The organism is Streptomyces sp. NPDC018029 (assembly GCF_044327655.1).
In the GTDB taxonomy this organism is placed as follows: Bacteria; Actinomycetota; Actinomycetes; order Streptomycetales; family Streptomycetaceae; genus Streptomyces.
In genome coordinates this window covers 120,078-147,006 of the sequence record NZ_JBIRFV010000016.1, presented here as the reverse complement: position 1 = coordinate 147,006, position 26,929 = coordinate 120,078, and the positions used below count along the sequence as shown (strand labels likewise).

Sequence of the window (26,929 nt, the reverse complement as noted above, 5' to 3'; positions counted from 1 at the left end):
ATGGCGACAGTGACCGATGCCGTCCCGCCCCGGACCGATACGGCCCGGCCGCACGCGGAGCTCGGGCGCGGCCGGCTCTATCTGCGGCGCTTCCTGCGCAACCGCCTCGCCGTCGCCGGCGTCGTGATCTTCGGGCTGCTCGTGCTGTTCAGCGTCTTCGGGGGCCTGTTCACGTCCTACACCCACACCGACGCCGACTTCACCGCCCTCACCCAGCCGCCGAGCGACGTGCACTGGTTCGGCACCAACCAGGGCGGCAACGACATCTACGCCAGTGCGGTGCACGGACTGCGGCGCTCGCTCGTGATCGCCGTGAGCGTGTCCGTCCTGACGGTCGTCGTCGCCGCGGTCATCGGCTCCGGCGCCGCGTACTTCGGCGGCCGGGTGGAGCGGCTGACGCTCGCCGTCATCCACTTCCTGCTGATCGTCCCCTCGTTCCTCATCCTCGCCCTGGTCTCCAACCGGCTGGCCGGTGACTGGCGCGTCCTCATCGTCGTCCTCACCGTGTTCGGCTGGATGTCGACCGCGCGCGTCATCTGGTCCGTCTCGACCTCGCTGCGCGAGCGGGACTACGTGACGGCGGCGGAGTTCATGGGGGTGAGCCCGCTGCGCATCATCCTGCGTCACATCATCCCCAACCTCGGCTCCCTACTCATCGTCAACCTGACGCTCGGCGTCGTCGCGACCGTACTCAGTGAAACCGCGCTGTCGTTCCTCGGCTTCGGTGTCCAGACCCCGGACGTCTCCCTCGGCACGATGCTCGCCGACGGGGCGACCACCGTCACCAGCGCCCCATGGCTCTTCGCCTTCCCCGCGGCCCTCGTCGTCCTGCTCACCGTGTCGATGACGTTCATCGGCGACGGGCTGCGCGACGCCCTCGACCCCACCTCTGTGACCGGCGCGGCGGGAGGCCGACGATGACACTCACCACCCCTCTGCTCGACGGCAAGGCCTCCCCCACCGGCACCGCCCCCGTGCTCTCCGTGCGCGACCTGCGCGTCTCCTTCCCCTCCGAGGCGGGGCCCGTCGAAGCGGTGCGCGGCGTCAGCTTCGATCTGCTGCCGGGCCGCACCCTCGGCATCGTCGGCGAGTCCGGCTCGGGCAAGTCGGCCACCGCGACGGGCGTCATGGGCCTGCTGCCGCCCACCGCCGAGCTGCACGGTCAGGTCCTGCTCGGCGGTCAGGACCTGGTCGGCCTCGACGACCGGGCGCTGTCTCGGGTACGGGGGAAATCCATCGGCATGGTCTTCCAGGACCCCCTGTCCGCGCTCACCCCCATCTTCTCCGTGGGCAGACTGCTCTCCGACGCACTCCGGGTCCATCAGGACCTGTCCAAGAAGGCGGCCTGGAAGCAAGCCGTCGAACTGCTCGACCTCGTCGGCATCCCCGACCCCCACAACCGCGCCTCGGCCTTCCCCCACGAGTTCTCCGGCGGCATGCGCCAGCGTGTGGTCATCGCCCTGGCGATCGCCAACCGGCCGAGCGTCCTCGTGGCCGACGAGCCCACCACCGCACTCGACGTCACCGTGCAGGCGCAGATCCTCGACGTCCTGCGCCTCGCGCAACAGGAGACCGGCGCCGGGCTCGTCCTCATCACCCACGACCTCGGCGTCGTGGCCGGCCACGCGGACGACGTCGCCGTCATGTACGCGGGCCGCTTCGTGGAGAAGACGGACGTGCGCTCCCTCTTCCGTCGGCCGACGATGCCGTACACCGCGCGGCTCCTCGCCGCGGTGCCGACCGTGGACGGCGGGGTGCGCCGCCCACTCGTCCCCATCGGTGGAGAGCCGCCCGCCCTCGCGCGTCTGTCTCACGGCTGCCCCTTCGCGAGCCGGTGCGCACTCGCGCTCGACGCCTGCCGCACCGAGGAGCCCGAGCTGCGTCACGTGACGGGGCACGGGGACGTGGCGTGCCTGCGCGCGGCCGAGGTGGCCGACGGGACCCTGGACCCGGCCGGAGGCGTTACACCCGTCGACGACCGGCGGGCGGGCACGGCGAGTACCGAGCTCGGCGATGTGGTGCTGCGCGTCGAGGACCTCGTCAAGACCTTCCCCGTCACCAAGGGCGCGTTCGTCAAACGCCGGGTCGGCACCCTGCACGCGGTCAACGGTGTCAGCTTCGAACTGCGTGCCGGGGAGACGCTGGGCCTGGTGGGCGAGTCGGGCAGCGGCAAGACGACGACGTTGATGGAGATCCTGCGGCTCAGACGGCCGGAGGGCGGCCGGATCGAGATCGCGGGGAGGGAGGTCGGCGCGACGACCGCAACGGACGCCGGTACGTCGGATGCTCCTTCCGCAACCGGGCACGCTCGCACCCTGCGGCACGACGTGCAGATCGTCATGCAGGACCCGCTGGGCGCGCTGGACCCGCGCCTGCCCGTCCACGAGCTGCTCGCAGAACCCCTGCGGGTCGTCGGCCGCGACCGCGACGCGGTCCGCTCCCGCGTCCACGAACTGCTGACGCTCGTCGGCCTCGACCCCACGGTGAGCGACCGCTTCCCCGCCGCGCTCTCGGGCGGCCAGCGCCAACGCGTCGGCATCGCCCGCGCGCTGGCCACGGACCCGAGACTGCTCGCCCTCGACGAGCCGCTCTCCGCCTTGGACGTATCGGTCCAGGCCGGGGTGATCAACCTGCTCGGCAGGCTCAAGCGCGAGCTGGGCCTCGCCTATCTCATGGTCGCGCACGACCTCGCCGTGGTCCGCTACATCTGCGACCGCATCGCGGTGATGTACCTGGGGCACATCGTCGAGACCGGCGACACGGAGACGCTCTTCTCCGACCCGAAGCACCCCTACACGCGGGCGCTGCTGTCGGCGATCCCCGTCCCCGACCCCGAGCGCGAGCGCACCCGCGAGCGGATCGTCCTGAAGGGCGAGCAGCCCAGCGCCACGGACCTGCCGCGCGGCTGCGTGTTCATCGACCGCTGCCCGTTGTACCGCCTCGCCGACGACGAGGTCCGGGAGCGGTGCCGCACGGAACGCCCCATGCCCACGCCGGTACCGGGCCAGCCGGGCCACGCGTACGCCTGCCACGCCGCGTGAGCCGCACCCACTCCCCCTGCTCCCACTCCATTTCCCACCCCACCTTCAACACAAGGACGCTCTCCCATGCGCGCAAGACTGACCCTGCCCGTCGCCCTCATAGCAGCCATCTCCGTCACCGCCACCGCGTGCCAGTCCTCGCCCGGTGACGGCGCCGCGGGCTCGGCGGGGAAGGGGACCCCGTCCGCCGCGTCGGGAGCCGCCGACTACAACCCGACGGCGTACGACAAGCTCAAGGACGGCGGCACCTACACGACGGCGGGGACGTTCGACGAGCAGGGCAACCCGTTCAACGTCAACAGCACCCTGACGGCGACCCGGGTGTGGGCCTGGTACAACGCGAACGCGATCACCTTCTCGCCGACCGGTGAAGTGCGCTACAACCCGGACTACTTCAGCGATGTGAAGGTGTCCGTGAAGGGCGGCAACCAGAAGGTCGTCCTGACGATCAACAAGAAGGCCACTTTCAACGACGGAACGCCGATCGACTGGACCGCGATCAGAGCCACGTGGAAAGCCAACAACGGTACCGACAAGGACTACGCGGCCTCGGCCACGGACGGCTACGACCAGATCACCGAGGTCGCGCGGGGTAAGGACGACAAGCAGGCCGTCGTCACCTTCAAGGGCGTCAACGCCTCCTGGCCGAGCCTGTTCACCACGTTCCTGCATCCGAAGGCCGCGAAGGTCGACAACTTCAACAAGGCGTACGTGAAGAAGGCGCATCCCGAGTGGGGCGCGGGCCCGTACACGGTCGGCAAGTGGGACACCCACTCGGGCAACATCACCTTCGTCCGCAACCCGAAGTGGTGGGGCAGGAAGGGCAAGCTCGACAAGCGTGTCTACGTGAACCTGGAGTCGACCGCGGCGGTCAACGCGTTCAAGAACGGTCAGCTCGACTACGTCTCCGCGGTCGACGCCGAGAGTCTGAAGCAGGTGAAGGGGCTCAAGGGCACCGAGATCCGGAGCGGTGGCAGCCCGTTCGTGTACTCGCTCTACTTCAACACCAAGTCGTCGGTTCTCGGGGACAAGGCGGTGCGCAAGGCGATCCAGGAGAGCATCGACCGCAGCCAGATCGCGAAGATCCAGTTCCAGGGGCTGGACTACAAGGAGCCGCTGCCCGGCTCGGGGCTGCTCTACAGCTTCCAGAAGGGGTACGAGGACAACGTTTCGGCCGTCCTGAAGTACGGGCCCGAGCAGGCGAAGAAGGACCTCGACGCGGCGGGCTGGAAGCCGGGGAGCGACGGGATCCGGGAGAAGGGCGGCAAGAAGCTGGAGGTCGGCTACACGCTGCTGGGCGACGACCCGCTGGGCAAGGCCACCGCCGGCGCCCTGACCGCGATGCTGAAGCCGGTCGGCGTACGCCTCACCGTCAAGAAGGCCGACGACGCGGACTTCTCCAACATCCTCAGCGAGCGGAAGTTCGACCTGTTCCTCTCGGGCAACCGCTCCATGGACCCCTACGGAGCTCGCTATCTGTGCGAGATGTACTGCTCCGACCGTGACTCGAACCTCACGGGAGCCGGGTCCCCGGCGCTGGACGAGGAGATCCGCGCCACGGCGGACATCGCCGATCCGGACAAGCAGGCAGCGGCGGCGAACAAGGCCGAGCAGAAGGCCTTCCAGGACTACGCCCGGCTCCCGATGTACAGCGGCCCGTCGACGTACAGCGTCAAGAAGGGCCTGGCGAACGTGGGCGCGACCATCTTCCTCAACCCGCTGCCGGAGACGGTGGGCTGGGAGAAGTAGGCCTCACCCAGCCCCCGGGGTCTGTCCCGGGCAGCGGGCCCGCTCACTCCCTCGCCCCCGACGCCCCCTGCCCAGGCGCCGCCGTCCCCGGCGCCATCGGGTCCGGGGGCGGTGGAGACGGCGGGCCCACCGTGCCCTCGCGAAGACGTTCGAAGACGAGGTCGAAGGTGAAACCCGCCGTGAAGCCGAGCGGGATGGTGAAGAACAGCAGACGGCGTACGTCGAGGGCGTCGAGGAGCGTGGGCACGCTCAGAAGCTGGGAGGCGAAGTACAGCAGGACCGAGACCAGGCCCGCACCCAGTCCCCGCACCGACGCCCGGCCCCACCGCGCGTCGCCCTCGAAGGAATTGCGGATGATCGCGCCCGCCGCCGCGGCGACGAGCGGGGCGCCCACCAGGACCACCAGGTCCTGTGCGCGGGCCGGGCGTGGCGGACTGGCCGTGACCAGGCCCGTCAGCGCCGTGACCAGGCACACGGCCGCCGCGGCCAACCCGGTCGCCGCACGCCGTGTCGCCGCGTGCTGTTCGCTCTCGGCCTCCGCGAGGCGCCGCAGTTTCCGCTCGCGCTGGCGCTGCAGGCAGGCGACTAGCCTGGCGGCGGAGTCCGGGGTCCAGTTGTCGCCCATGAGGCGGATGTCGGCGTCGTCCGCGTCGTTGCGCACGCGGTCGAAGTTGACCCACACCTGGCCCGCCCCGCCGCCGAAGGCCGCGACCGGCACCAGTGGCAGCCGCTGCGACAGGGCGACGATCCCCGCCACCCTCGTGGACTGGCCGCCGCCCATCAGCAGGACTCCGTCGCACACCAAGAGCGTGCGGTAGAAGGCGACTTCCCACTCACCGCTGGTGTCCCGCAGGATCTCCACCCGCACATGCGCGCGCGGCGACAGACCGAAGTCCACGTCGCGGTGGCGCGGCGGGTAGGCGGCCACCCGGCCGGGGAGCCGCTCGGTGCAGGCGTCCGCGTAGCCGCGTACGACATCGGTCTCGATGTATTCCGGGCTGCTGGAGAAGACCGCCACGTCGCATCCCGCGCGGGCGAGCTCCGCGCCCAGGCTGCGGCAGGCCCCGGGCGCGAGGTGTGCCGCGACGAGCGGGTGGGCGAACGTACGGCTCGGGTCCACGCTGCCGATCACGGCAATGAGCGGACGCGGCTCGTGCGACGAAGGCATGCTCCAGTCTAGCCGTGCGGCGCCGTACGGCAGCGGGGCGTGAGCGGTCCGCGAGCGCCCACGGCTCCGTCCGCCCATGTCCGTCCGCCATGGTGTACTCCACGGCGGAAACGGGGAGGGAAAGGAACATGTCCGGCAGTAGCCGTATCCGCCAACAGGCGCGCACCCCCGCCTATTTCAGCCACAGCTACTGGGCGGAGGACCGGGAGCTCAACGAATACTTCTGGGACATCTTCTGGGACGAGGGCTTCACGTTCGCCGTCGACCCGAAGACGAATCCGTTGTCCCCGACCCATCTCGAACTGCTGATGCGGCAGAGCGCCTGCCTGGTGGGCGTGGTGACCCGCCGCGAGGAAGAACGGCGTTACCGGGCCTCGCCGTTCATGGTCCACGAACACGATCTGGCCCTGCAGGCGAAGAAGCCCCGCCTGGTCTTCATGGAGAACGGCGTCTCGGCCGGCTTCTTCCCCGTCGCCGATGAGCAGCGCGTCGTCTTCAACCGGCGCCGGCTGCCGGGGCCGGAGGAACTGCGCCCCGCCATCGCGCGGTTGGCCGCACGAAGCGGTCCGGAAGGGCATACGGCCAAGGGGCTCATCGGCACGGTCGGGCTGATCCTGCCGGACGATCCGGCGTACCGCGCCGCCCTGCCGCACATCCGGGACTCGATCGCCCACGCGGGATACGCGTCACGGGAGATCCCGCTGGACTTCCAGGACGTGTTCGAGTTCCTGCTCGCGGTCGACGCCTGCGACTTCGTCATCCTCGACGTGGCCTCGCCGCGCGCCGCGGACTGGGTCTTCCCGCTGCTGCACGGCCGGTTCGTCCCCACACTCAAGCTCATCCACGAGCCGCCGGACGGGAGTTACGTGCCCCGCCCGTCCCCGCTGTTGAGCGGCGCCGCCCTGCGGGCCGTCGAGCAGGCCGACCGCATCGCCGTGTACTGGTCCCATCCCGAACAGCTCGGCGGCCGGCTCCAGGATCTCGTGGACCGCTTCTACCGGCCACGCCTCGAGTTCGAGACGTACGAGGAAGGCATCGGCTACTTCCGCAGCCTGGGCCGCGCCGAGGGCAGCGTCTTCCTCAGCAACGCCTTCGAGGACAACTCCCTTGCGCAACAGGTGTGCCGCGCCTTCGAACTGCACAACCTCCCCTACTTCCACTATCTGCGCCGCAACTCCATCGAGCTCGGCGCGGACTGGCACAGCCAGCTGTCGGCGAACGTCGCGGCGTGCCGCGTCTTCGTCCCGCTGATCAGCCAGCGTTACTGGGACAGCAAGTACTGCCGGGAGGAGTACCGCATCGCCGAACGCCTGCGCGCTGACGGCCAGTTGGTGATCCTGCCGTACTTCCTGGAGGCCGGGGTCGCCGGGCAGGTCAGCTTCCAGGGGCGGTCCGTCGACCTGCTGGGCCGCGACGAACAGGTCGCCGTCATCGGCCAGGACGTCGACCGTGAGTTCGTCGAGCGCCGCAGGCTCCGGGAGCGCCTGCATCCCGGGCGCTCCCTGTCACCGGGCGGCGCCGCGGCCGGGCGGCACGCCGACATCGCCGTCATCAGCCTCCTGCCCGAGGCGCATCAGGCGCTGCGCCGGCATGTGGAGACCACCGGTGCGCGGGTGGAGTCCGTGCGGCGTGGTGCGGGCCGCACCTGGCTGCGCGCCGGAGTCGAGGCGGTCGGCCGCAGTACCGCGTACGAACTGGTGCTGGCCGAGCCCTGTTGCGGTCCGGACGGTGTGAGGGGCGCGTTCGCCGCCACGATCGAGGAGTGGCGGCCGGAGACGGTGGTCTTCGTCGGTCTCTGCTGCGGCCTCGAAGCGAACCTGGCCCCTGGCGATGTCGTGATCTCCAGCCGCGTCCACGGCTACACCCTCGACAAACTCGACCAGGCCTGTCTGCCGCGCACCGACCGCAGCCATCTGGCCCACGAGGGGATTATGGCCCTGGGTGAGAGCATGCACCTCAACCACGCCTCCTGGGCCGCGAACATCTATGAACAGCCGCCCGCCACGCCGCCCCGGGAGAGCGGGCCCGGCATCCTCGTCGGTGCCGTCGCCTCAGGTGACTCCCCCGTCGATGGGAGCGCGGACCCGGCGCTGCGCTCGCTGCTCGACACGTGGCCCGATCTTGCCGCGGTGGAGCTCGACGGCTCCGACGCGGCGGGAGCCGTCACCCACGTGCGCCGCGCCGGTCGCACCCATGTCCCCGTCTCGCTGGTGTGCGGGGTGGCGGGTACGGAAAGGGCCGGGGCAGGGACCGGTTCGCACCGTCCTGACCAGGACAAACTGTGGAGGGCGTACGCTTCCGATGCCGCCGCCACACTGCTCGTCGAAGCGATCCGACGGGCGTGGCCGAGCCCGCCGAGGAGGGCCGGATGAACTTCCGCGGGCGCAGGAACGCCCGCACGCAGAAAGGGAGTTGGGCACCGGCCGCCGCCGAGACCGACGGCGTGGAGGTCCCCGAGAGCCTGCACGCGCTGGTCGAGGTCCTCGCGGAGCACGCGCACGACAACTGGGCGCGGCAGCGGCTGGCGGAGGGCTGGCGTCACGGCCGCCGCCGCAGCGACCGCAGACGCACGCATCCGCTGCTGGTGCCCTACGCCGACCTGACGCACGAGGAGCAGGAGACGGACCGTCTGCTGGCCCTGGAGACGGTCAAACTGATCCTGCTGTACGGCTACACATTCGAAGAACCGGACCCGGACGGGAAGTGACCTTGCGCAGTCTGACCTTCGTCATCGGAACGGGCCGAAGCGGCTCCACCGCGCTGTCGGGCATCCTGAACAGCCACCCCGACGTGCTCAGCCTCAACGAATACATGGCCTCGGTCGGGGACGCGGCCTTCCCTGCAGGCTCCGTGTCGGGAGCGGAGTTCTGGGAGGCGCTCTTCCGGCCCACCCCGTACTTCGCGAACATGATCCGCAGCGGGGTGCTGATGCCGGAATTCCTCTACACCCGCCGCCCGGGGCGGTACGCGGCCGAGACCACGAGCATCCCGGCGCTCTCCCTCATGGTGCTGCCCCACCTGACCGCCGACCCCGACGGCCTGCTCGACGAGATCCGTGCGGCGGTCCTCGGCTGGCCCGACCGCACCGCCGCCGCACACCATGAGGCGCTCTTCGCGTGGCTCGGCGCACGGTTCGGCCGCTCCCACGTCGTGGAGCGTTCCGGCTACTCGACGGGCTGGGCACCGGGGCTGCGCGCGGCCTTCCCGTACGCGAAATTCGTGCACCTTTTCCGGGACGGGCCGGACTGCGCGCTGTCCATGAGCCGCCATCCCGGATACCGCGTGATCGCCTTGCTGCGTGAGATCCGCGAACGGACGGGGGTCGAGAGCTTCGCCGACCTGACGGCCGAGCAGGTGCGGGCCCTGCCCCCGGAACTCGCACCGCTGCTCGACGACCGCTTCGACCCGGCGCTCGTACGAGACCGCGACATCCCTCTGCGCCGTTTCGGCACCCTGTGGTCCGAGCTCATCACCCAAGGGGTCCGATTCCTCGACGACCTGCCGCACGACCGGCGCATGACGCTCGCCTACGAGGACCTCATCGACGCGCCGCGCGAGGAACTCACCCGCCTCGCCGCGTTCGTCGGCGTCGAGCCGTCCCCTCAGTGGCTGGACGGCGCGTGTGCCCGGCTCGACGCCGGCCGCCGCGGCTCGGCCGAGAAGCAGTTGACGGCCGCCGAACTCGACGAGCTGAGGAGCAGCTGCGCTCCGGGCACCCGCGCGCTGCGGGAGCGACCGGACCGCCTGTGACCACCGCCCTCGAAGAGGAGCAGTGGTCACAGGGGCGTGTGCCGGGTTACGGCAGGCGGACCGACTGGGCGTGCCGGAAGATGTCCTTCGGGTCCCAGGCCGCCTTCGCCTTCTGCAGGCGGGCGTAGTTGTCCTTGTAGTAGAGGCTGTTCCACGCGGTCGACGAGGTGTTCCAGGCGGCGTCGCCGAGGTCCTTGTCGGGGTAGTTCACGTAGCAGCCGTCGTTGATGTCGTTCGGCACCGGAACGCCGCCGGTCTCCGCGTACACGTCCTTGTAGAAGTCGCGGATCCAGGCCAGGTGCCTGGCCTCGTCGGCCGGGTCGGTCCAGTACGTCTGGTACTGGAGCTTGAGCACCGAGTCGCGCTGCGGCACCGCGGTGTCGCCGGGCTTGACGCTGTTGATGCGGCCGCCGTACGAGTCGACTTGGAGCAGCGCGTCGCCGTTGCTGTAGTCGGTGCGCGTCAGGTGCTTGTACATCGCCTTGATCTGGGTGGCGGAGAAGCCCTTGCGCGCGTATGCCGACTTGTACTTGCCGTACAGCGTGGGGTTGCCGCCGCTGAGGTAGTCGGTGGCGATGTACCAGGGCAGCGTGCGCGGCTTGGCGAACTGCGGCATGGCCGCGTGCTCACCGGACCGCTGGGTCATCGCTCGGCGGGTGACGCCCACGCCCGCGGAGACCGCGGCCAGGTAGTCGTCCAGGAGGGCCTGGGCGTCGGGGACGGTGGCGTCCATCTGCGTGAGCAGGACGATCTCCGACCGTTCGGCGTTGGCGCGCTGGTTCAGCTTCAGCAGGCCGAACAGGGAGTTGTACTTGGAGTCCGGCGCGCTGTTCCGCTCGTGCCAGGTGCCCCAGTTCTGGAGGAGCCGGGTGAAGGACGCCTCGGTCATGTCCTTCCAGGGGAAGGCCGTGGCGTGGACGAAGACCTCGGACGGCGGCTTCGGCAGCAGTTTGGTGGGGTCGGTGCCGGTGGCGCCGGGGGTGCGCAGCCAGTAGCGGGTGATCAGGCCGAAGTTGCCGCCACCGCCGCCGGTGTGGGCCCACCACAGGTCCTTGAGCGCGGTGTCGGTGGAGTCGCGGGTGGCGACGACGGCCTTGGCCGTGCCGTTCTTGTCCACCGTGACGACCTCGACGCCGTAGAGGTGGTCGACGGTCAGGCCGTGCAGGCGGGAGAGCAGGCCGTAACCGCCGCCGGATATGTGACCGCCGGCGCCGACGGAGGCGCAGGAGCCCGCCGGGAGCGTGACGCCGTACAGCTTGTAGAGCGTCTCGTATATCTGGAGGTTGGAGGCGCCGCCCTCGACGGCGAAGGCGTTCCTGCCGCTGTCGTAGTAGACCTGGGTCATCCCGGACATGTCGATGACGACCTGGACGTCCTTGTTGAAGACGAAGTCCTCGTAGCAGTGCCCGCCGCTGCGGACGGTCAGCCGCTTGCCCGCGGCGACCGCGTCCTGGACGGCCCGCACGGCCTGGGCGGTGGTGGTGACCAGGCGGACGTAGTCGGGCTTGGCGACCCAGCGCTGGTTGATGCCGCGCACCAGGTCGGGGAAGCGGGCGTCGCCCGGGGCGACGGTGATGTAGTCGGGCGTGCCGGGGGCGGTCTGCGGGCCGGTGGCGACGGCGGCCGCGGCAACGCCCCCGGGGCGCGCGGGTGTCTGGGCGGCCGCGGGCGGGGCGGTGGTCAGGGCCGCTCCCCCGGCGACCGCGGCGGCGCCGGTCAGAAGGGATCTTCGACCCAGCGCTCCACCCTGATTCGCCTCATCCGAGCCGTTTGTCTTGTTTGTCCTTCTCATGGCCACACTCCACCAACTGGTCTTGTCCCAAAGGAAGTTGAAGACGCATCGAACGATGATCGATCACGACATTAGCCCAGCGGGTCAGGGGTGACGCAATAGCTTCATTGAGAAAACTGTCCGAACTGCCGGTCACGCCATGGTTGGTTGCAACATGTGCAACTATGCGCACCCGAACGGCCGCTCAGGTGCCCTTCGCGCGGACTGTCCAGTCGCTCCATTCGGGCGCGGCGCGAGTGAGGCAACGGCGCACGAGACCCCGGACGCTGCGTACGGGTGGTGTGGGTAAGTCAGACAGGCCACCCTCCGAGAAGGAAGGGTGGCCTGGGAGCCGACGGCGTGCCGGGGTTACTTCTTCGGGCAGGTCTCCCCGGCGGCGGTGGGCGTCCTCGCGGGAGGCCCAGCTCGTCGTCCGGCTGGCTGCGCGCGAGGTGGGCGTCCTCGCGGGAGGCCCAGCTCGTCGTCCGGCTGGCTGCGCGCGACTTGCCGGCACGGTCGGGCCGGCCAGACGGGTCACCGGGTTCGGCACACGGCCGAGCCGGGGTCAGAACCGGGTGTCGTCGACCACCGGAACGGAAGCGGGAGCCGGGGCGGGCGAGCGCTTGAACTTCGCGGCCGCAGGGGGCTTGGTGCCGCAGAAGGCCGGTTCGAGGGTGTTGGTCAGGGCCTGGGTGACTCCGCTGTTGTTGGAGGCGTTGGCAAAGGCCACCACCGTGCGGCGGCCGTCGCGGGTGGCGAAGGACTGGGTCTGGTAGCCCTGGACGATGCCGCCGTGGCCGTACACCTTCCCGCAGGACAGGGTGATCTCGCGCAGCCCGAGCCCGTAGGAGACCTTCGCCGTCGGAGTGGGCAGCGCGGTCGTCATCTGCCGTACCGACTCGTCGGAGACCAGACCGCCGGCGCCGCCCGCGAGCAGCGCCGACAGGAAGGTGTCCAGATCGGCTGCCGAGGAGATGACGGCACCGGCGGAGCCCACCCAGGAGCCGTTCTGCTCGGTGGAGTCCAACAGCGGCTTGGTGCGATCGTCGTTCGTCAGGTAGCCGGTGACGTGCGCCCCTGTGATGGTCTTGCGGGGAACCACATAGGACGTCTTGCGCAGACCGAGCGGCTCGATGATCTGCTTGCGCAGGGCCTGCGCATAGGACGTGCCGGTGACGTGCTCGACGGCCATGCCGAGCAGGACGTAGTTGGTGTTCGAGTACGAGTAGCGCGATCCCGGCGTGAACTGCTTGCCGTGCTTCACCGAAAGCGCCACCAGATCGGCGGGCCGGTAGACGGTGTTGCGGATGCGCTGCTCGAACGCGCTGGTGGTCTCCTCCCCCGGTTGCTCCAGGAGGTCATTCGTGTGGTCGAAGATCCCGGAGCGGTGCTGGAGGACCTGGCGTCCCGTCATGTCCCAGTCCGCGGGCAGGGTGCCGGCCGGGAGGTAGTCGCGCAGCGGCTTGTCCAGGTCGATGCGTCCCTGCTCGGCGAGGCGCAGCACGAGGACGGACGTGAACATCTTGGTGTTGCTGCCCACCCGGAACCGCCGGTCGGTCTTCATCGCCGTGCCGTTCAGATTCGACTTGCCGACGGCGACACGCAGGTCCCGGCCCGCGTCGTCGCGGTCGTGCACGACGGCGAAGGCGCCGGGGGCGCCCGCGGCGACGGTGCGGTCGAGGGCGGCACGCACCGGCGCCGGGTCGGTCTGCGAGCCGCTCCCGGGCTCGGCCACGGCCGTCGTCGCGCCGAGCGCGGCGAACACCGCACTGGTCACGGTCACCGTCGCGGTACGACTGAACTTGGTTCTTGTCATCAGGTGTTGCCCCCACCTTTGGAGCGCTCGGTGCGCTTCATGAGAGCGGGCATCGGTCGGTGCCCGCCTGGCCATGATCGTAACGACAGTCGGCCGACGGCTCGGCCTACGGCGCGTGAACGGCAGGCCAAAAGGGGCGGCGTCCGTTGCGGACGCCGCCCCTCACTTGACCGATTCAGGAGTTACTTGACGTTGACGCCGGTCCAGGCGGCGGCCACGCGCTTGTACTCGGTGGAGTTGGAGCCGTACAGGTCCTTCGCCGCCTTCAGCGTGCCCTTACGGGCCGCCTTGTAGTCGGTGGTCGAGGTGAAGTACGTCGTCAGGGCCTTGTACCAGATCTTCTCGGCCTTGCCGCGTCCGATGCCCAGCACCTTGGAACCGTCCGCGGTCGGCGAGTTGTACTCGACGCCGTTGATCCGCTTCTTGCCGCTGCCCTCGGACAGCAGGTAGAAGAAGTGGTTGGCGATGCCCGAGGAGTAGTGGACGTCGACGTTCCCGGCGTTGGTGCTCCACTTGTCCAGGGAGCCGCCGTCCTTGCTCGGCTTGTCCATGTACCGCAGCGGGGTGCCGTCGCCGTTGATGTCGATCTTCTCGCCGATGAGGTAGTCACCGACGTCCTTGGGGTTCTTGGCCTTGAACTCCACGGCGGTGGCGAAGATGTCGGAGGTGGCCTCGTTGAGGCCGCCGGACTCACCGCTGTACTCCATGTTGCCGGTCGCCGAGGTGACACCGTGCGTCATCTCGTGCGCCGCGACGTCGATCGAGGTGAGAGGCTTCTTATTGCCCTCACCGTCGCCGTACGTCATGCAGAAGCAGCTGTCGTCCCAGAACGCGTTGACGTAGTTGTTGCCGAAGTGGACCCGCGACCTCGCGCCCTTGCCGTCACCGTTGATGCCCTTGCGGCCGTGCACGGACTTGTAGTAGTCCCAGGTGAGCTGGGCACCGTAGGCGGCGTCGACGGCGGCGGTCTGCGCGTTCGAGGGCTTGCCGTTGCCCCAGACGTCGTTGGCGTCCTTGAAGAGCTTGCCGGCGCCGCTCTCCGCGTGCTTCAGGTCGTAGGTGCGGTGCCCGCCGCGGGCCTTGTCGGTCAGCTCATAGCCGCTCGCGACCTTCTTGGAGCCGACCTTCACCTTGCCGCTGTACTGGCTGTTGCCGGTGCCGTTCTCGATGGCCTGGTACTGGTACAGCTTCTTGCCGGTCGCGGCGTCCGTGATGACGTGCAGCCGGCTGGGGGTGCCGTCCTTCTGCACGCCGGTGACGACGGTCTCGTACGCCAGGACGGGCTTGCCGGAGGCGGCCCAGATCACCTTGCGCGGCGACTGGGCGTCGGCCTCGGCGGTCTTCGCCTTGGCTGCGGACGACTCGGCGGACTTGGCGACCGAGGACTTGCCCAACTTCGCATCCGTGGAGGCGACCTTCACGGTGGCCTCGGTCGCCTTGGTGACGCTCTTCACCTTGCCGCTCTTGGCGGCGTGCACGACGAGGTCGCCGCCGAGGACGGGCAGGCCTTCGTAGGTGCGCTCGTAGCGGGTGTGGGTGGTGCCGTCGGCGTCCTTGACGACGTCGCGGACGACCAGCTTCTCCTTGGCGCCCAGGCCGATCTTGTCGGCGGTCGCCGATCTGTCGGCGGTCGCGTCCTGGAGGAGGTCCGCGCGGGCCGTGGCCGACAGGGCGACGGGGGAGCCGGACGGCTCGGTGTCGTTGTCCGGCTGGGCGGAGGCGCCGGTGGTCAGTCCGGCGGTGAGCAGCGCTCCGGCGGCGACGGCGGTGGCGATCGTCAGTGTCGAACGCTTACGGGATATGTGAGAGGTCACGCAGGCTCCATCTGTGGGGGCCCGGGAGGCATGGAGGGCCGCCCGAGGCAGAAAAAGACGCGATGCGGGCGTGCAGCGTGTTGCTGTACGTGCAGCGTGTTGCGGGGAAGCGTGCCATTCGAGCCAGGTACATGTCAGCATTTGGGCTGGATGTTGGCTGAATATGGTCCGTTGAGCGATGGTCGACATACGCAATGCGAACAGGTGGTGCACGCCAGCGGCACCAGCAACGCGCTTACCGCCCCGGGGAGTTGTTCACCCGGGGCGGCGGTGTGTCAGGGTCGAGGAGCAACCCGCGTTTTATGAGTGGCCGGAATCCTGGCTCGGGGTGCGGTTCAGTCCTGGTGGAGTTCGTTGCGGCCCGGCCCGCCTGACAGCTTGTCGGTGCCCGTGCCGCCCCACAGGACGTCGTCGCCGCTGTTGCCCCACAGCGTGTCGTCGCCCGCCTCGCCGTACAGCTTGTCGTTGCCCTTGCCGCCGTAGAGGACGTCGGCGCCGCCCTTGCCGTGCAGAACGTCGTTGCCGTCCTCGCCGTGCAGCGTGTTCTCCTCGCCGGTGCCGGTCAGGGAGTCGTTGCCGGGGCCGCCGAAGCAGTCCTGGCTGCAGCGGGTGAGGGTGTCGTTCCCGGCGTCGCCCCACGGGCCGAAGCCCATCGGACCGCCACCGCCGTCGAGGCGGTCGTCTCCGTCGCCGCCGTGCAGGAGCGCGGACTCCGACGCCTTGATGACATCGTTGCCCTTGCCGCCGTAGATCCCGGCCCAGGCTTGGCTGTCCAGCGAGAGGGTCGCGGTGTCGTCCATGTCGCCGAGGTCGATGTCGTAGCTGTCGGAGTCGTCCGAGTTCTCCGGGATCTTCACCGCGCAGCGTACGGCGGTGTGGTCACCCTCCTCGGGGTACACGCACTCGTCCCACTCCGCCGCATCGGCGGAGATGGCGATGTCGTACCGGTCGTGGAAGGTGAGGACGTAGTAGGAGTCGTGCTCGCCGCGGTGGTCGATCTCTTCGTCGACCGTCACCTTGTTCTGCTGACCGGGCGCCGCCTTGTACCAGAGCTCGCCGTCCGCGACGACGACGGAGGCCGTGGCCCGAGCGGCGGACGGGGCAGTGGCTTGGGCGGTCGACGCCGTTAAGGCGGCCGTACCGAGAGTCAGGGCGAGGGTGGCGGTGGCGGCGATGGTCCGGTGAATGCGCATGCGGAAGTGACCTTTCAGGGTGCACGTGTGCGGTGGTGCTTCTGGTCACCCGGTTAGACAGGAGGCCTGAGAACGGAGTTGCCCGGCAGCTCATGAACAGCGGTGGACAGAGTGGTGACCGGTACGTGGACGGCGCCGCGCCGCGACAGCTCTCTCAACACGGGAGGGCCCAGGCCCACCCCTCCGCTGCCCTGATGCCCTGATGTCGCAGGGCCAGCACGGAACGCTTTTGCTCAGGAGGGGCTCTCACTACCTGTACGGCTGTACCCCTCTGAGAGGAGTTGTTCTGCACAATGCGTCGCTTTCGTGTACTGCTGCTGACCGCCCTGGTGTTGGTCACGGGCTCGATCATGTCGTCCCCTCCGGCCTTCGCCGTAATCGGCGGATCAAAGAGCACCTACGGTCCGTGGGCGGTACGCATGCTCGTTGACGGCAAACCGGCCTGCACAGGAACCGCGGTCGCCCGCCAGTGGATCCTCACCGCCTCGCACTGCTTCTATGAGCAGGCGCAGCCGGTCGCCGACAAGCGGATCTCCTTCCGGGTGGGCAAGCTCGACATGCGGAGGGGCACCACGGTCCGCCCCATCCGCGGCAAGCGCGTGGGCAGCGCGCACGCCGACATGATGCTCGTCAAGGTGCCGCCGATGAACATCCCCACGGCGCGCCTGGCCACCGTCGGCGTCCACCGCGGGCAGGCCGTGCGGGTGTACGGCTGGGGTGCCACCTGCACCACCGACGAGAGCGCCTGCCAGTCCCCCGTCCTCAAGCAGTCGGACCTGAAGGTCGTCCGGCCCAACGACCCCCTGTGCGCAGGCCACACCGCGCCGGGCGGCCCCGACTTCTGCATGAAGAAGGTGTCCGGGATTCCCGCCGGGGGCGACTCCGGAGGCCCGGTGATGACCGTCGGCCCGCGCGGCACCGAAACCCTCATCGGCGTCTTCAACGGCTCCGACCGGGAGAAGAGCGCCGAGGCCGGGGAGGTGTCCCAGCAACTCTCCTGGATTCGCTCGGTCATTCGCCGATAGCGCCGGCACGCGCACGCGGCGCCGGCATGTCACCGGCGTCGCGTCACGGTCTACATCGCCCGTGCATCGACCCATGCATCGGCCTATGCATCGGCCCGCCGCCGATCGTGGCAGAGTCGTCTCACATGATCGATGCTTTCGCGAAAGAGTACCTGCACAACGACCTGCGAGTGGTGCGCGAGGCGCTGCTCTGGAAGCTCGACGGGCTCGCCGAGTACGACATCCGACGCCCGCTCACTTCGACCGGCACCAACCTCCTGGGCCTGGTGAAACACCTGTCGATCTGGGAGTCCCGGTATTTCGGCGAGGTCTTCGACCGGCCGTTCCCCGAGCCGCTGCCCCGATGGGACGACGACGCCGAGCGCGGCACCGACATGTGGGCCACCGAACACGAGACGCGCGAGGAGATCACCGGCCGCTACCGTCGGGTGTGGGAGCACTCGGACGCGACGATCATGGGCCTCGCTATCGACTCCCCCGGTCACGTTCCGTGGTGGCCGCGCCCCGACGTGCGGTTGTTCAACATCCTGGTCCACATGCTCATCGAGACCAGCCGGCACGCCGGACACGCGGACATCCTGCGTGAACAGCTCGACGGCTCGACAGGGACAACAGCCGAATACGCGGCCCAGCAGGGCGACATGGCCTTCTGGGAGGCGCATCGAGCGAAGATCGAGCGAGCCGCCAAAGAAGCCGACGCCGCGTCTGACAGGTGATGTGGTCCTAGGTCGCAGGTCGGTGGGCAAGAGGCGCGCGGCACCAGAAGATTGGCGACGTGACATCTCACAGCTTCGACGTGTATACGTTCCTGCAGCGGCCGCTCACCGCTCGTATCGCCACCGACGGCCCCACTGTGCGCCCGGTCTGGTTCCTGTGGGAGGACGGCGCGTTCTGGGTGCTGACGGGTCCGTGGACCCGCTTGTTCGACCGCGTGAAGAACGACCCGAGCGTGGCGCTCGTGGTGGACGAGTGCGATCTCTTGACGGGATGTGTGCAACAGGTGATCGCCCGGGGGCAGGCTGCGCTGGTGCCGTTCGACGTGCCGAGGGGGCGTCGCAAACTGGCCCGCTATCTGGGAGCGGACGAAACCCTGTGGGATGCGCGGTTCGTGAGCTATCTGTATGACGATCCGAGCGAACGAGGCACGATGTGGCTGCGTTTGGCGCCCACTTCGCTCACGGCCCAGGACCTCAGCTATGCCGTCGTTCCGTCCTGAGCCGTGAGCCCTGTGTCGCCGCCGTGGATCAGGTGCCCGGCTTGCGGCCGTAGACGAAGACGTCGTCGCCCTTGCGCAGCATGTTCCAGTACTTCACGGCGTCCTTCTTCGTCATGTTGACGCAGCCGTGGGAGCCCGGCGGGGACCAGACGCTGATGCCGACGGAGTGGAATGCCTGGCCGCCGTCGAAGAACTGGCTGTAGGGCATCGGCACGTGGTAGATGCTCGACACGTGGTCGATGTTGCGCCAGTAGACCTTCTTCAGGCCGGTGCGGGTCTCGTGGCCGTTGCGGCCGGTGCGCACCGGGACCGGACCGTACTTGAGGTTCTTGCCGTCCTGGATCCAGCTGAGCTGGAGCGTCAGGTCGACACAGGCGATGCGCCCCTTGTCGGTCGGGCACTTGCCCGCCTTGTTGGGGTTGTCGCCCACCGCCTTCTGCTTGTTCATGAGGTTCATGACGCCCCAGGTGACGCTGCCCGCGTACCCGGCGTTCGGGCTGATCTTGTGTTTCGTCTGGAAGGCCTTGATGGCCTTGCAGTCGGCCGGCGACTGCTTGCCGTCCACCGGGCGGCCGAGGAACTTCTCGACCTGCTTCTGGTACGGCCCGGTCTGCGTCGAGCACGATGCGGCCTGAGCACTGCCGGTGCCCACCGCCACCGTGAGCGGGGCCACCAGCATGGTGATCCCCAGAGCCACGGCTCCTGATCTGCGTATGTCCCCCACTGCTGTCCACTCCTCATTCGTCACGCGGCATGCGTCATTCGTCCGCGGGTCGGACTCCACCTGCTAGACAAGCCAGACCCATGGTTCGTTGCAGGACGAATTGGCACAGGTGTGTAACAGAGACCCGCCCTGGCGGCAGTGGTGCCCAGAGCCGACGTGCCGGCCGAGCCGGGTCAGCCCGTGTCGCCGGTCAGACGGCCGTTCCCGCTGGTGCCGACCGTGCTGTCGGGCGGCACCGGAGGCTGCCGGGGGACGGCGGCGGAGCCGCCTTCGGCCTGGCACTCGAAGTCGTACAACAGGCAGCTCTTCGCCGGTGTCGGGGCGGCGCTCGGGCCGCTCTCCGTCTTGCTGGTGGGTTTGGCCGAGTGGGCAGTGGGCGCTCGGGACGACTCGGGGTCGGGCGTGGTGCTGCCACCGAACACGGTGATCAAGACGACGCCGACGCCGGCGATGGTGAGCACCGCGCTCACCACATAGCCGACAGCGCGGCGGGAGGGCGGTGGCACGTTCACAGCGTTCCTTTCGAGCGGGACCGGGACGCCGGACGTCTGAACCTACGACGAACTCGGGGTGCGGTCACCTGCCGGGTCGAAGCGGTGAGGGCAGACCTGGCCGGTTTTCGATACCCCAGTGTGAGCTTGCCGGGCCACAAGATGACGCGATTCCACGACGGCTCCGCGCCGGGACCTGCCATGCTGAGCAGGTTCGAGTCGATCCTCATGCCTTGGAGGCTTGATGCGTGCAGGCGTCGTTGTCGCCGCGCGGCCCGGTGTGGAGGAACTCGCTGCTCGGGCCGAGGAGTTGGGCCTGCACAGTTTCTGGGTCAACGACACCCCGATGGTCCACGGCGACCCCTTCGTCGCCCTGAGCCTGTGCGCGAAGGCCACCAGCCGCATCAGGCTCGGCATCTGCGTGACCTCACCGGCGCTGCGCTCGGCCCCGGCCGCCGCGAGCGGGCTCGCCAGCCTCAACGCCCTGGCACCGGGCCGGATCAGCTGCGGCGTCGGCACCGGGAACACCGCCCGGCGCACCCTGGGCATGCGGCCGACCACGACGGCCAGGCTGGAGCGATTCACCGCCGCACTGCAGGACCTGTGCGCCGGACGTTCGACCGAGTACCGCGAAGGTGACCGGATCCGCGACATCCGGTTCCTGCACGCCGGGGCGCAGGTGAACACCGCGGACCCGATCGAGTTCGTCGTGGCCGCGCTGCTCGGTCCGAAGGCCGCCGCCGTCGCCGGCCGCCGCGGCACCGGCCTCATCTCCGTCGGCATGCTAGACCCCACCGCCTGGCACGCGCTGCACGAAACCCGCCGCCACGCCGCCCAGGACGCGCGCCGCGACCCCGACTCCCCCATGGAGTCCCGGGCGAAGTCCTACGTGCTCACCTCGCTCCACCTGCTCGACGAGGACGAGGATCCCGACGGCGACGCGGCCCGGGACGCGACGGGTCACCTCGTCCTGTCGCTGCTGGCCTTCGCCGCCGACACAGCCGCCGACGCATCCCCGTTCTTCGATCAACTCGGCCCCGAGGAACGCGATGCGGTGCGGCGGCTCCTCGACCGGCGCGGTACTACCCCCACCGCGCCGGACCGCCACATCAAGCTCTACCCCGGCTACCTCGGACGCATCGCGCCGCAGGACCGGGACCTGGTTCTGCCCTCGCTGATGAACGCCCTGGCCCTGGTCGGCACCCGCGACGACCTCCTCACCCGCATCACCGCCCTGGAACAGGCCGGCGTCGACGAACTCCTCATCCAGCCCGTGGTCGACCCACCCGCCGAGATGGCCCGGCTCGCGCAACTCCTCACCTGAGTGGACGTCCGCACTTGGATTCGATGCGCCCCATGGGGGCGGCGCTCTCCGACAACGCCTTCTGCGCTGCCATCCAGTCGGCGTCCTCGATGCCGAGTGCGTGGTGGAGGTAGGCCCAGGTGACCCGTTGGATCAGGGCCACGCGTTCGGGGTTCTCGTCCGTCGTCTCCCGGACTTCGTAGCCGGTGATTCCGCCGAGGGAGTGCTCCGCCCCGAAGAGAGTGAGGAGGCTCTTGCGTCCCGGGCTCAGGTGGTAGGGGTCGGTGAGCCACTCCGGCCCTCGGACGGACATCCGCAGGTCATCCCTGTCCCCCGCGACCACGAGGGTCGGTGTGGTCATGTGCGTGAAGTCCGGCCCCTTCAACCACGGGAGGTTCTCGGCCGCGAAGGGTGTCAGGTCGGCTCCGCCCCTACCGGCCGTGGCGAGCAGCACGCCCGCCTTGATCCGCGGGTCGGACAGGTCTTCCACCTTCTGGCTCACCGGATCGAGGACGCGCAGACCCAGCAGGTTGCCCGCCGTCTGGCCGCCGAAGGAGTGTCCGGCCGCGGCGATGCGGCTTCGATCCAGGCGTCCGCCGAGACCGGGAACGGCGGCCTCCAGCAGATCGAGCCGGTCAAGGATGCGCTTCACGTCGTCGACGCGGAGACGCCAGATCCGCGGTGTGCGGGGATCGTCCTGGGAAAGGCCCACGGTCCTGGAGTCGAGATGGGTGGGCTGAATCACCACGAAACCGTGAGCAGCCCAGAAATCGACCAGAGGACCGTAGCCGTCCGATGACGACCCGAAGCCGTGCGAGAAGACGACGACCGGGAGTTCGCTCCCGGTTGTCGGCGCGGAAATCCTTACCTGCAAGTCCTCACCGCGGCCCGGCACTTCCAGCATCACTGGCTTCACCGAGACGACGGGGGCGGGGAGGAGTGCGGGAGCAGGGGTGAGGGAGGGGGCAGTGATGGCGACGTTCGTGGTCACCGCGTCTGATGCCGGCATGGGCGGATCTTCCTTCGCATTTCCGATGGCGATGCTGTCGTACAGGGGGGCAGGCGGGGCAGGGGGGCACGGCCTTGCTCCTCGCCTTCACGGAGGAGGTGAGCCGTCACGGGATACGCTAAAACCTGACGTTGACGTCAGAGGCAAGCAGAGTGGCCCGGCTCACATCGGAGAGACATGATGCGTATCGGCGAACTCGCCACCAGAGCAGGCGTCAGCGTCCGGGCGCTGCGCTACTACGAGGAACAGAATCTGCTCACCTCACGACGCAGCCCCAGCGGCCAGCGGCAGTTCCCGGACAGCGCGGTCGACCGTGTCCGGCTGATCCAGCAGTTGTACGCGGCCGGGCTGCCGAGCAAGTCGATCGCGGATCTGTTGCCGTGCGTCGTGAACGGTGAGGCCACGCCCGAGCTGCTCGACCGGCTTTCGGCGGAACGGGATCGCATCGACGGCCGGATCGGCGCTCTGGTGGACGCGCGGGACAGGCTGAGCACCGTGATTGCCGCCGCCACCGCGAACTTGCGCACAGGCCAACGCTGCGGACAGCAGTAGTCAGCGGGCCGAAGACTGGAGCCGCGAGCAGAGACGCTCCCCCGCGCCGCGGATGATGATCAGTCAGCCGAGCCGGGCTTCTTGCGCTGGTTGGCGTTGAAGCGCGCCTTCTTCTGACGATTCCCGCACGTGTTCATGTCGCACCATCTGCGGGTGCGACTTCGACTGGTGTCGAGGAAGGCGGCTCGGCAGGTCGGCGATGCGCACAGGGCCAGTCTTCCGTCTCGCTCGCCCGCGATGATGCTCACCGCGTCGGCGGCGATCACGCTGAGGGCATCCTCCACGCGGGAAGCCGAGCCGAGCTGCCAGCGCCGCTTGCCCTCGGGCGTCAGGATCGCCGCGGCACGCCCCTGGGTGCTGCGGTCATTGATGACGTGGACAGCAGGAGCGGGGAGAGCGTCCTGGAGCGCGGCCGCAGTCGCGGCGGCGTGAATCGACTCCCTCAGCTCCCGGGCGAGGTCGAGCTGGGCAGGGGTGCAGGAGTCCACGGCGAGGCCGCTCACCGCCAGCCAGTCGACGAGCCGGTCCGGCGTGGGAATGCGCTCCACAGCGTCGCCATGACGCTCCGACAGAGTCCCGGTGAAGCTGGTCGCCAGCACATTGCCGAGGCGGAAGTCAGGGAACGCGGCACGCATGGAACCACCTTAGCCGGTTGCAGCGTGGCTCGGAGTCCTGCTAGAACCGTCATTGCCGGTTCGCGATAGATCGTAGCCGGTTCCGCGATGGCCAGGAGGTCTCATGCCCCGTCCGACCAGCGACGTACAAGCATTTGAAACCCACGCAACCGACACCGAACTCGACGATCTCCGCGTGCGACTGGCCGCGGCGCGCCTACCGGAGGCCGAGACGGTCCATGGCGCCGCGCCCGGCCCTCGCCGATGGGAACAGGGTGTTCCGCTCGCCGACCTCGTCGATGTCGTGAACTACTGGCGCACTGGATACGACTGGCGGCCGTTCGAAGAGCGCCTCAACCGCATCGGTCAGTTCCGTACGACCATTGACGACCTGGGAATTCACTTTCTGCACCGCCGCTCCGCGCGCGCGGATGCCACTCCTCTGCTCCTGACGCACGGCTGGCCGGACAGCATTGTCCGTTTCGTCGATGTAGTGGACGATTTGGCGGATCCGCAGGACGCGGACGCGCCGGCGTTCCACGTCGTGGTTCCGTCGCTGCCCGGATTTGGTTACAGCGACAAGCCGACCACCACGGGGTGGGGAACCGAGAAGATCGCGGCCGCCTGGGTGGAACTGATGGGAAGGCTCGGCTACAGCAGGTTCGCAGCACACGGCGGCGACTGGGGAGGCAATATCACCACGGTTCTCGGCGGCAGGTTCCCGGCGCACGTTCTCGGCATCCACAGTACGTTCGCGGAGGCGCCGCCCGGGGCGACGACGGACGGGCTGACGACGCTCGAGCGCGCGTGGGCCGAGGACACCCGCGATTTCTGGCGCCATCGCGCGGCGTACGCGAAGCAGCAGGCGACCCGGCCGCAGACCATCGGCTACTCACTCGTCGACTCACCCGTCGGCCTTCTGGCCTGGATCCTCGACAAGTTCGCCGAATGGACGGACACCGAAAACAGTCCGTTCGAGACGATTTCCATGGACACCGTTCTCGACAACGTCACCCTGTACTGGCTGACGCGGACCGGTGCGTCGGCGGCCCGCATCTATTACGAGAGCCACAACTCGCTGGACCCCGAACTCCGTGTCGACGTCCCGACAGCACTCACCATGTATCCCCGCGACGTCGAGAAGTGTCCGCGCCCCTGGGCGCAGGAGCGGTACCGGCAGATCGTCCGATGGAGGGAGCCCGAGAAAGGGGGACATTTCCCGTCGCTGGAGGTTCCCGGGTATTTCGTCAAGGATCTGCAAGAGGGCCTCGCGGCAGTGCTGGCCGCCCATCGGTGAACACGGCTCGTGCCGGATTCGGTGAACACGGCTCGTGCCGGATGAGGAAGAGCCGGACGAGGAAGAGCCGGGCGAGGAAGAGCCGGGCGAGAACGCACCCTTGCGGCGCGTTGGAATGTCCATGACCATGGGCCGCATGTCGCAGCAGACGGGCACTTCCCGGCGTACCGTCCTGACCGCGGCCGCGGCCGCCACCACGGCCGGAGCCGTCGGCCTGCAGACGGGCCACGCCGCCGCGCGTGACGGCAGCGGGCTCACGGCCCAGGAACCGCCACGTGAACTGCGCGCGATCCTGCGGGAGATCGACCACCGGCGCATCGAGGCGACGGTGCGGCGGCTCGCCGCGTTCGGGACCCGGCACACGCTGTCCTCGCAGGACGACCCCGTACGCGGCATCGGCGCCGCCCGCGACTGGATCCTCGCCGAGCTGCGGCGCCACGCGCGGCGCTCGGGCGGGCGGATGACCGTCGAGCTCCAGTCGTACGTCCAGGAACCGGGCCCGCGCATCCCCGCTCCGACGCGCATCACCAACGTCGTGGCCACCCTGCGCGGTTCGGTGTCCCCCGACCGCCTGTACGTCGTCTCCGGGCACTACGACTCGCGCGCCAGTGACGTCATGGACTTCACGAGCGACGCGCCCGGAGCCGACGACGATGCCTCCGGAGTCGCGGTCGTCATGGAGCTCGCACGCGTCATGGCGACCCGACGCGTCGGCGCGACGATCGTCTTCGCGGCCGTCGCGGGCGAGGAACAGGGACTGTTCGGCGCGGCGCACATGGCGGAGCGGTTCAAGCAGCGCAAGGCCGACGTCCAGGGAATGTTCACCAACGACATCGTCGGCAGCTCCACCGCCGACGACGGCACCCGCGACCCGCGGACGATCCGCCTCTTCGCGGAGGGCGTGCCCTCATCAGAGACACCGGAGGAGGCCGCCGTCAGGCGTTCGGTGGGCGGCGAGAACGACTCGCCGGCCCGCCAGCTCGCCCGCTTCGTCAAGGACGTGGCCGCGAACGACGCGACCGGGATGCGGGTGCGCGTCGTGTACCGCCGCGACCGCTACCTGCGCGGCGGAGACCACATCCCCTTCCTCGAACGCGCCTACCCCGCCGCCCGGTTCACCGAGCCCGCCGAGGACTTCGCCCACCAGCACCAGGACGTCCGCTTGGAGGACGGCAAGCAGTACGGGGACCTGCCGGAGTTCTGCGACTTCCCGTTCGTCGCGCGCGTCGCCCGCGTCAACGCCGCCGCCCTGTGGAGCCTCGCCCAGGCCCCCGGCACCCCGCGCGGCGCGAAGATCCTCACTGCCGCGCTGACCAACGAGACCGAGCTGGTGTGGGAGCGCGGTACCGAGGCCGATCTCGCCGGGTACGAAGTCGTGTGGCGCGAGACGACCGACACCGACTGGACCCATGTGATCGACGTCGGCGACGCCACCCGTCACACCGTCGACCTGTCCAAGGACAACGTCTTCTTCGGCGTACGCGCGGTCGGCCGCTCCGGCCTGCGCAGCCCCGTGGCGTTCCCCGCACCGCAGCGCTGAGGCGCCACGAGGGCGGCGAGGGCCGCGTGGGACGGGGTGTCCTGTTCGGCCGCGTACGTGACCAGACACTGGTCGCCCTCGTCGGGCAGGCGCAGCGTCTCGCGGCGCAGGGTCAGCTCACCGGCCGCGGGATGGCGCAGGCGCTCGATGCCGTGGGCGTGCTCGCCGACGTGGTGCTCGGCCCACAGGGCGCGGAAGTCCTCGCTGCGCACGGACAGTTCGCCGAGCAGGTCGCACAGCCGGTCGTCGCAGGAGTGCCGGCCCAGGTCCATGCGCAGGGCCGCGACGGTGCCGCGCGCGGTCTCCTCCCACGCCTTCCGGTCCGGGTACAGGCCGCGCACGGCCGGGTCGAGGAAGATCAGCCAGGCGGCGTTGCGCTGCCCGGGCGGCAGGGCGTCGAAGTCGGTGAACAGCGCCCGGGCCGACCGGTTGGAGGCCAGGATGTCCAGGCGGCGTCCCAGTACGTACGCGGGCACCTCGCCGAGCGCCGTGAGCAGCACCTGCACGCCTGTCCTGACCGGCTGCGGGTCGGGGGGCGTGGAGGCCGGGTGGCGCAGGGCGCGGGTGAGGTGGCCCAGGTGCGCGCGTTCGGCTTCGTCCAGGCGCAGGGCCCTGGCGACGGCGTCCAGGACGGCATCGGAGACGTTGTGGGTGCGGCCCTGTTCGAGCCGTACGTAGTAGTCGACGCTCACCCCTGCCAGGTCCGCCAGTTCCTCCCGACGCAGGCCGGGGACGCGTCGGCGGCCGCCGAACGGGCGTACGCCGAGGTCATCCGGTCGCAGCCGGGCGCGGCGGGAACGGAGGAACGCGGAGAGCTCGGTGCGGAAGTCCATGGATCAAGTGTCCGTCACAGGGT

23 protein-coding genes are annotated in these 26,929 nt (G+C 69.4%); 13 read left to right on the top strand and 10 right to left on the bottom strand.

The features are described from left to right. The 3 genes from ACH4D5_RS36345 (at position 1) to ACH4D5_RS36335 (ending at position 4,790) form a co-directional block, all read left to right on the top strand. Entirely contained in the window at positions 1-921 is a 921-nt protein-coding gene (locus tag ACH4D5_RS36345; protein ID WP_398311632.1) for an ABC transporter permease, read from the top strand. Then, positions 918-3,041 (top strand): dipeptide ABC transporter ATP-binding protein, encoded by a 2,124-nt coding sequence (locus ACH4D5_RS36340; protein ID WP_398311629.1) that lies wholly within the window; start codon positions 918-920, stop codon positions 3,039-3,041. Before ACH4D5_RS36345 ends, ACH4D5_RS36340 begins: the two co-directional genes overlap by 4 nt. A 66-nt stretch (positions 3,042-3,107) precedes the next feature. Beyond that, a complete protein-coding gene (locus ACH4D5_RS36335) occupies positions 3,108-4,790 on the top strand; it encodes an ABC transporter family substrate-binding protein (protein ID WP_398311626.1) in 1,683 nt (560 codons plus the stop codon). A 43-nt stretch (positions 4,791-4,833) separates the two neighbouring features. On the opposite strand, the gene ACH4D5_RS36330 is transcribed toward ACH4D5_RS36335, so the two are convergent. Next, positions 4,834-5,922 (bottom strand): hypothetical protein, encoded by a 1,089-nt coding sequence (locus ACH4D5_RS36330; protein ID WP_398311623.1) that lies wholly within the window; start codon positions 5,920-5,922, stop codon positions 4,834-4,836. Between the two features lie 164 nt (positions 5,923-6,086). On the opposite strand from ACH4D5_RS36330, the gene ACH4D5_RS36325 reads away from it, so the two are divergent. Genes ACH4D5_RS36325 through ACH4D5_RS36315 form a run of 3 tightly spaced genes read left to right on the top strand, consistent with a single transcriptional unit; the run spans position 6,087 to position 9,708 of the window. Further along, on the top strand, positions 6,087-8,330 hold the full coding sequence (locus ACH4D5_RS36325; protein ID WP_398311620.1) for a TIR domain-containing protein: 2,244 nt from the start codon (positions 6,087-6,089) through the stop codon (positions 8,328-8,330). Further along, positions 8,327-8,665, top strand: coding sequence for a RyR domain-containing protein (locus tag ACH4D5_RS36320; protein ID WP_398311617.1), 339 nt, complete (start codon positions 8,327-8,329; stop codon positions 8,663-8,665). Before ACH4D5_RS36325 ends, ACH4D5_RS36320 begins: the two co-directional genes overlap by 4 nt. Continuing rightward, on the top strand, positions 8,662-9,708 hold the full coding sequence (locus ACH4D5_RS36315) for a sulfotransferase (RefSeq protein ID WP_398311614.1): 1,047 nt from the start codon (positions 8,662-8,664) through the stop codon (positions 9,706-9,708). The genes ACH4D5_RS36320 and ACH4D5_RS36315 overlap by 4 nt, the downstream gene beginning before the upstream one ends. 46 nt (positions 9,709-9,754) lie before the next feature. Here the strand turns inward: ACH4D5_RS36315 and ACH4D5_RS36310 are convergent, their stop codons facing one another. From ACH4D5_RS36310 to ACH4D5_RS36295, 4 genes are all read right to left on the bottom strand, one after another. After that, positions 9,755-11,500, bottom strand: coding sequence for an FAD-binding oxidoreductase (locus tag ACH4D5_RS36310; RefSeq protein ID WP_398311611.1), 1,746 nt, complete (start codon positions 11,498-11,500; stop codon positions 9,755-9,757). A 544-nt stretch (positions 11,501-12,044) separates the two neighbouring features. Then, entirely contained in the window at positions 12,045-13,295 is a 1,251-nt protein-coding gene (locus tag ACH4D5_RS36305) for a serine hydrolase domain-containing protein (protein WP_398311608.1), read from the bottom strand. A 182-nt stretch (positions 13,296-13,477) separates the two neighbouring features. Continuing rightward, positions 13,478-15,109, bottom strand: coding sequence for a M4 family metallopeptidase (locus ACH4D5_RS36300; RefSeq protein ID WP_398311605.1), 1,632 nt, complete (start codon positions 15,107-15,109; stop codon positions 13,478-13,480). A gap of 335 nt (positions 15,110-15,444) precedes the next feature. Continuing rightward, positions 15,445-16,302, bottom strand: coding sequence for a calcium-binding protein (locus ACH4D5_RS36295; RefSeq protein ID WP_398311602.1), 858 nt, complete (start codon positions 16,300-16,302; stop codon positions 15,445-15,447). 293 nt (positions 16,303-16,595) lie between these two features. Here ACH4D5_RS36295 and ACH4D5_RS36290 point away from each other — a divergent pair, with 293 nt between their 5' ends. The 3 genes from ACH4D5_RS36290 to ACH4D5_RS36280 all read left to right on the top strand — a co-directional run bounded on the left by ACH4D5_RS36290 (position 16,596) and on the right by ACH4D5_RS36280 (position 18,543). Then, positions 16,596-17,327: a S1 family peptidase gene (locus tag ACH4D5_RS36290; protein ID WP_398311599.1), complete on the top strand. Its 732-nt coding sequence runs from the start codon at positions 16,596-16,598 to the stop codon at positions 17,325-17,327. Between the two features lie 125 nt (positions 17,328-17,452). Next, the gene (locus tag ACH4D5_RS36285) at positions 17,453-18,043 is read left to right on the top strand and encodes a DinB family protein (protein WP_398311596.1); all 591 of its coding nucleotides are present in this window, start codon (positions 17,453-17,455) and stop codon (positions 18,041-18,043) included. Between the two features lie 59 nt (positions 18,044-18,102). Then, the gene (locus ACH4D5_RS36280) at positions 18,103-18,543 is read left to right on the top strand and encodes a pyridoxamine 5'-phosphate oxidase family protein (RefSeq protein ID WP_398311593.1); all 441 of its coding nucleotides are present in this window, start codon (positions 18,103-18,105) and stop codon (positions 18,541-18,543) included. Positions 18,544-18,571: 28 nt separating this feature from the next. Here the strand turns inward: ACH4D5_RS36280 and ACH4D5_RS36275 are convergent, their stop codons facing one another. Then, the gene (locus ACH4D5_RS36275; RefSeq protein ID WP_398311713.1) at positions 18,572-19,267 is read right to left on the bottom strand and encodes a L,D-transpeptidase family protein; all 696 of its coding nucleotides are present in this window, start codon (positions 19,265-19,267) and stop codon (positions 18,572-18,574) included. Between the two features lie 173 nt (positions 19,268-19,440). Next, the gene (locus ACH4D5_RS36270; RefSeq protein ID WP_398311590.1) at positions 19,441-19,773 is read right to left on the bottom strand and encodes a hypothetical protein; all 333 of its coding nucleotides are present in this window, start codon (positions 19,771-19,773) and stop codon (positions 19,441-19,443) included. A 229-nt stretch (positions 19,774-20,002) separates the two neighbouring features. Between ACH4D5_RS36270 and ACH4D5_RS36265 the strand changes: the two genes are divergently transcribed. Next, on the top strand, positions 20,003-21,082 hold the full coding sequence (locus tag ACH4D5_RS36265) for an LLM class flavin-dependent oxidoreductase (RefSeq protein ID WP_398311587.1): 1,080 nt from the start codon (positions 20,003-20,005) through the stop codon (positions 21,080-21,082). Here the strand turns inward: ACH4D5_RS36265 and ACH4D5_RS36260 are convergent. Then, on the bottom strand, positions 21,075-21,965 hold the full coding sequence (locus tag ACH4D5_RS36260; protein WP_398311710.1) for an alpha/beta hydrolase family protein: 891 nt from the start codon (positions 21,963-21,965) through the stop codon (positions 21,075-21,077). The two genes, ACH4D5_RS36265 and ACH4D5_RS36260, sit on opposite strands and share 8 nt — an antisense overlap. Before the next feature lie 285 nt (positions 21,966-22,250). On the opposite strand from ACH4D5_RS36260, the gene ACH4D5_RS36255 reads away from it, so the two are divergent. Continuing rightward, positions 22,251-22,622 (top strand): MerR family transcriptional regulator, encoded by a 372-nt coding sequence (locus ACH4D5_RS36255; RefSeq protein WP_398311707.1) that lies wholly within the window; start codon positions 22,251-22,253, stop codon positions 22,620-22,622. A 59-nt stretch (positions 22,623-22,681) separates the two neighbouring features. On the opposite strand, the gene ACH4D5_RS36250 is transcribed toward ACH4D5_RS36255, so the two are convergent. Further along, entirely contained in the window at positions 22,682-23,257 is a 576-nt protein-coding gene (locus ACH4D5_RS36250) for a CGNR zinc finger domain-containing protein (protein WP_398311584.1), read from the bottom strand. A gap of 103 nt (positions 23,258-23,360) precedes the next feature. On the opposite strand from ACH4D5_RS36250, the gene ACH4D5_RS36245 reads away from it, so the two are divergent. Together ACH4D5_RS36245 and ACH4D5_RS36240 are read left to right on the top strand one after the other, a co-directional pair. Next, positions 23,361-24,533: an epoxide hydrolase family protein gene (locus ACH4D5_RS36245; protein WP_398311581.1), complete on the top strand. Its 1,173-nt coding sequence runs from the start codon at positions 23,361-23,363 to the stop codon at positions 24,531-24,533. Positions 24,534-24,669: 136 nt separating this feature from the next. Continuing rightward, a complete protein-coding gene (locus tag ACH4D5_RS36240) occupies positions 24,670-26,073 on the top strand; it encodes a M20/M25/M40 family metallo-hydrolase (protein ID WP_398311578.1) in 1,404 nt (467 codons plus the stop codon). Here the strand turns inward: ACH4D5_RS36240 and ACH4D5_RS36235 are convergent. Then, complete coding sequence (locus tag ACH4D5_RS36235) at positions 25,971-26,906, bottom strand: helix-turn-helix transcriptional regulator (protein WP_398311576.1); 936 nt, start codon at positions 26,904-26,906, stop codon at positions 25,971-25,973. The two genes, ACH4D5_RS36240 and ACH4D5_RS36235, sit on opposite strands and share 103 nt — an antisense overlap. Between the last annotated feature and the right edge of the window lie 23 nt (positions 26,907-26,929).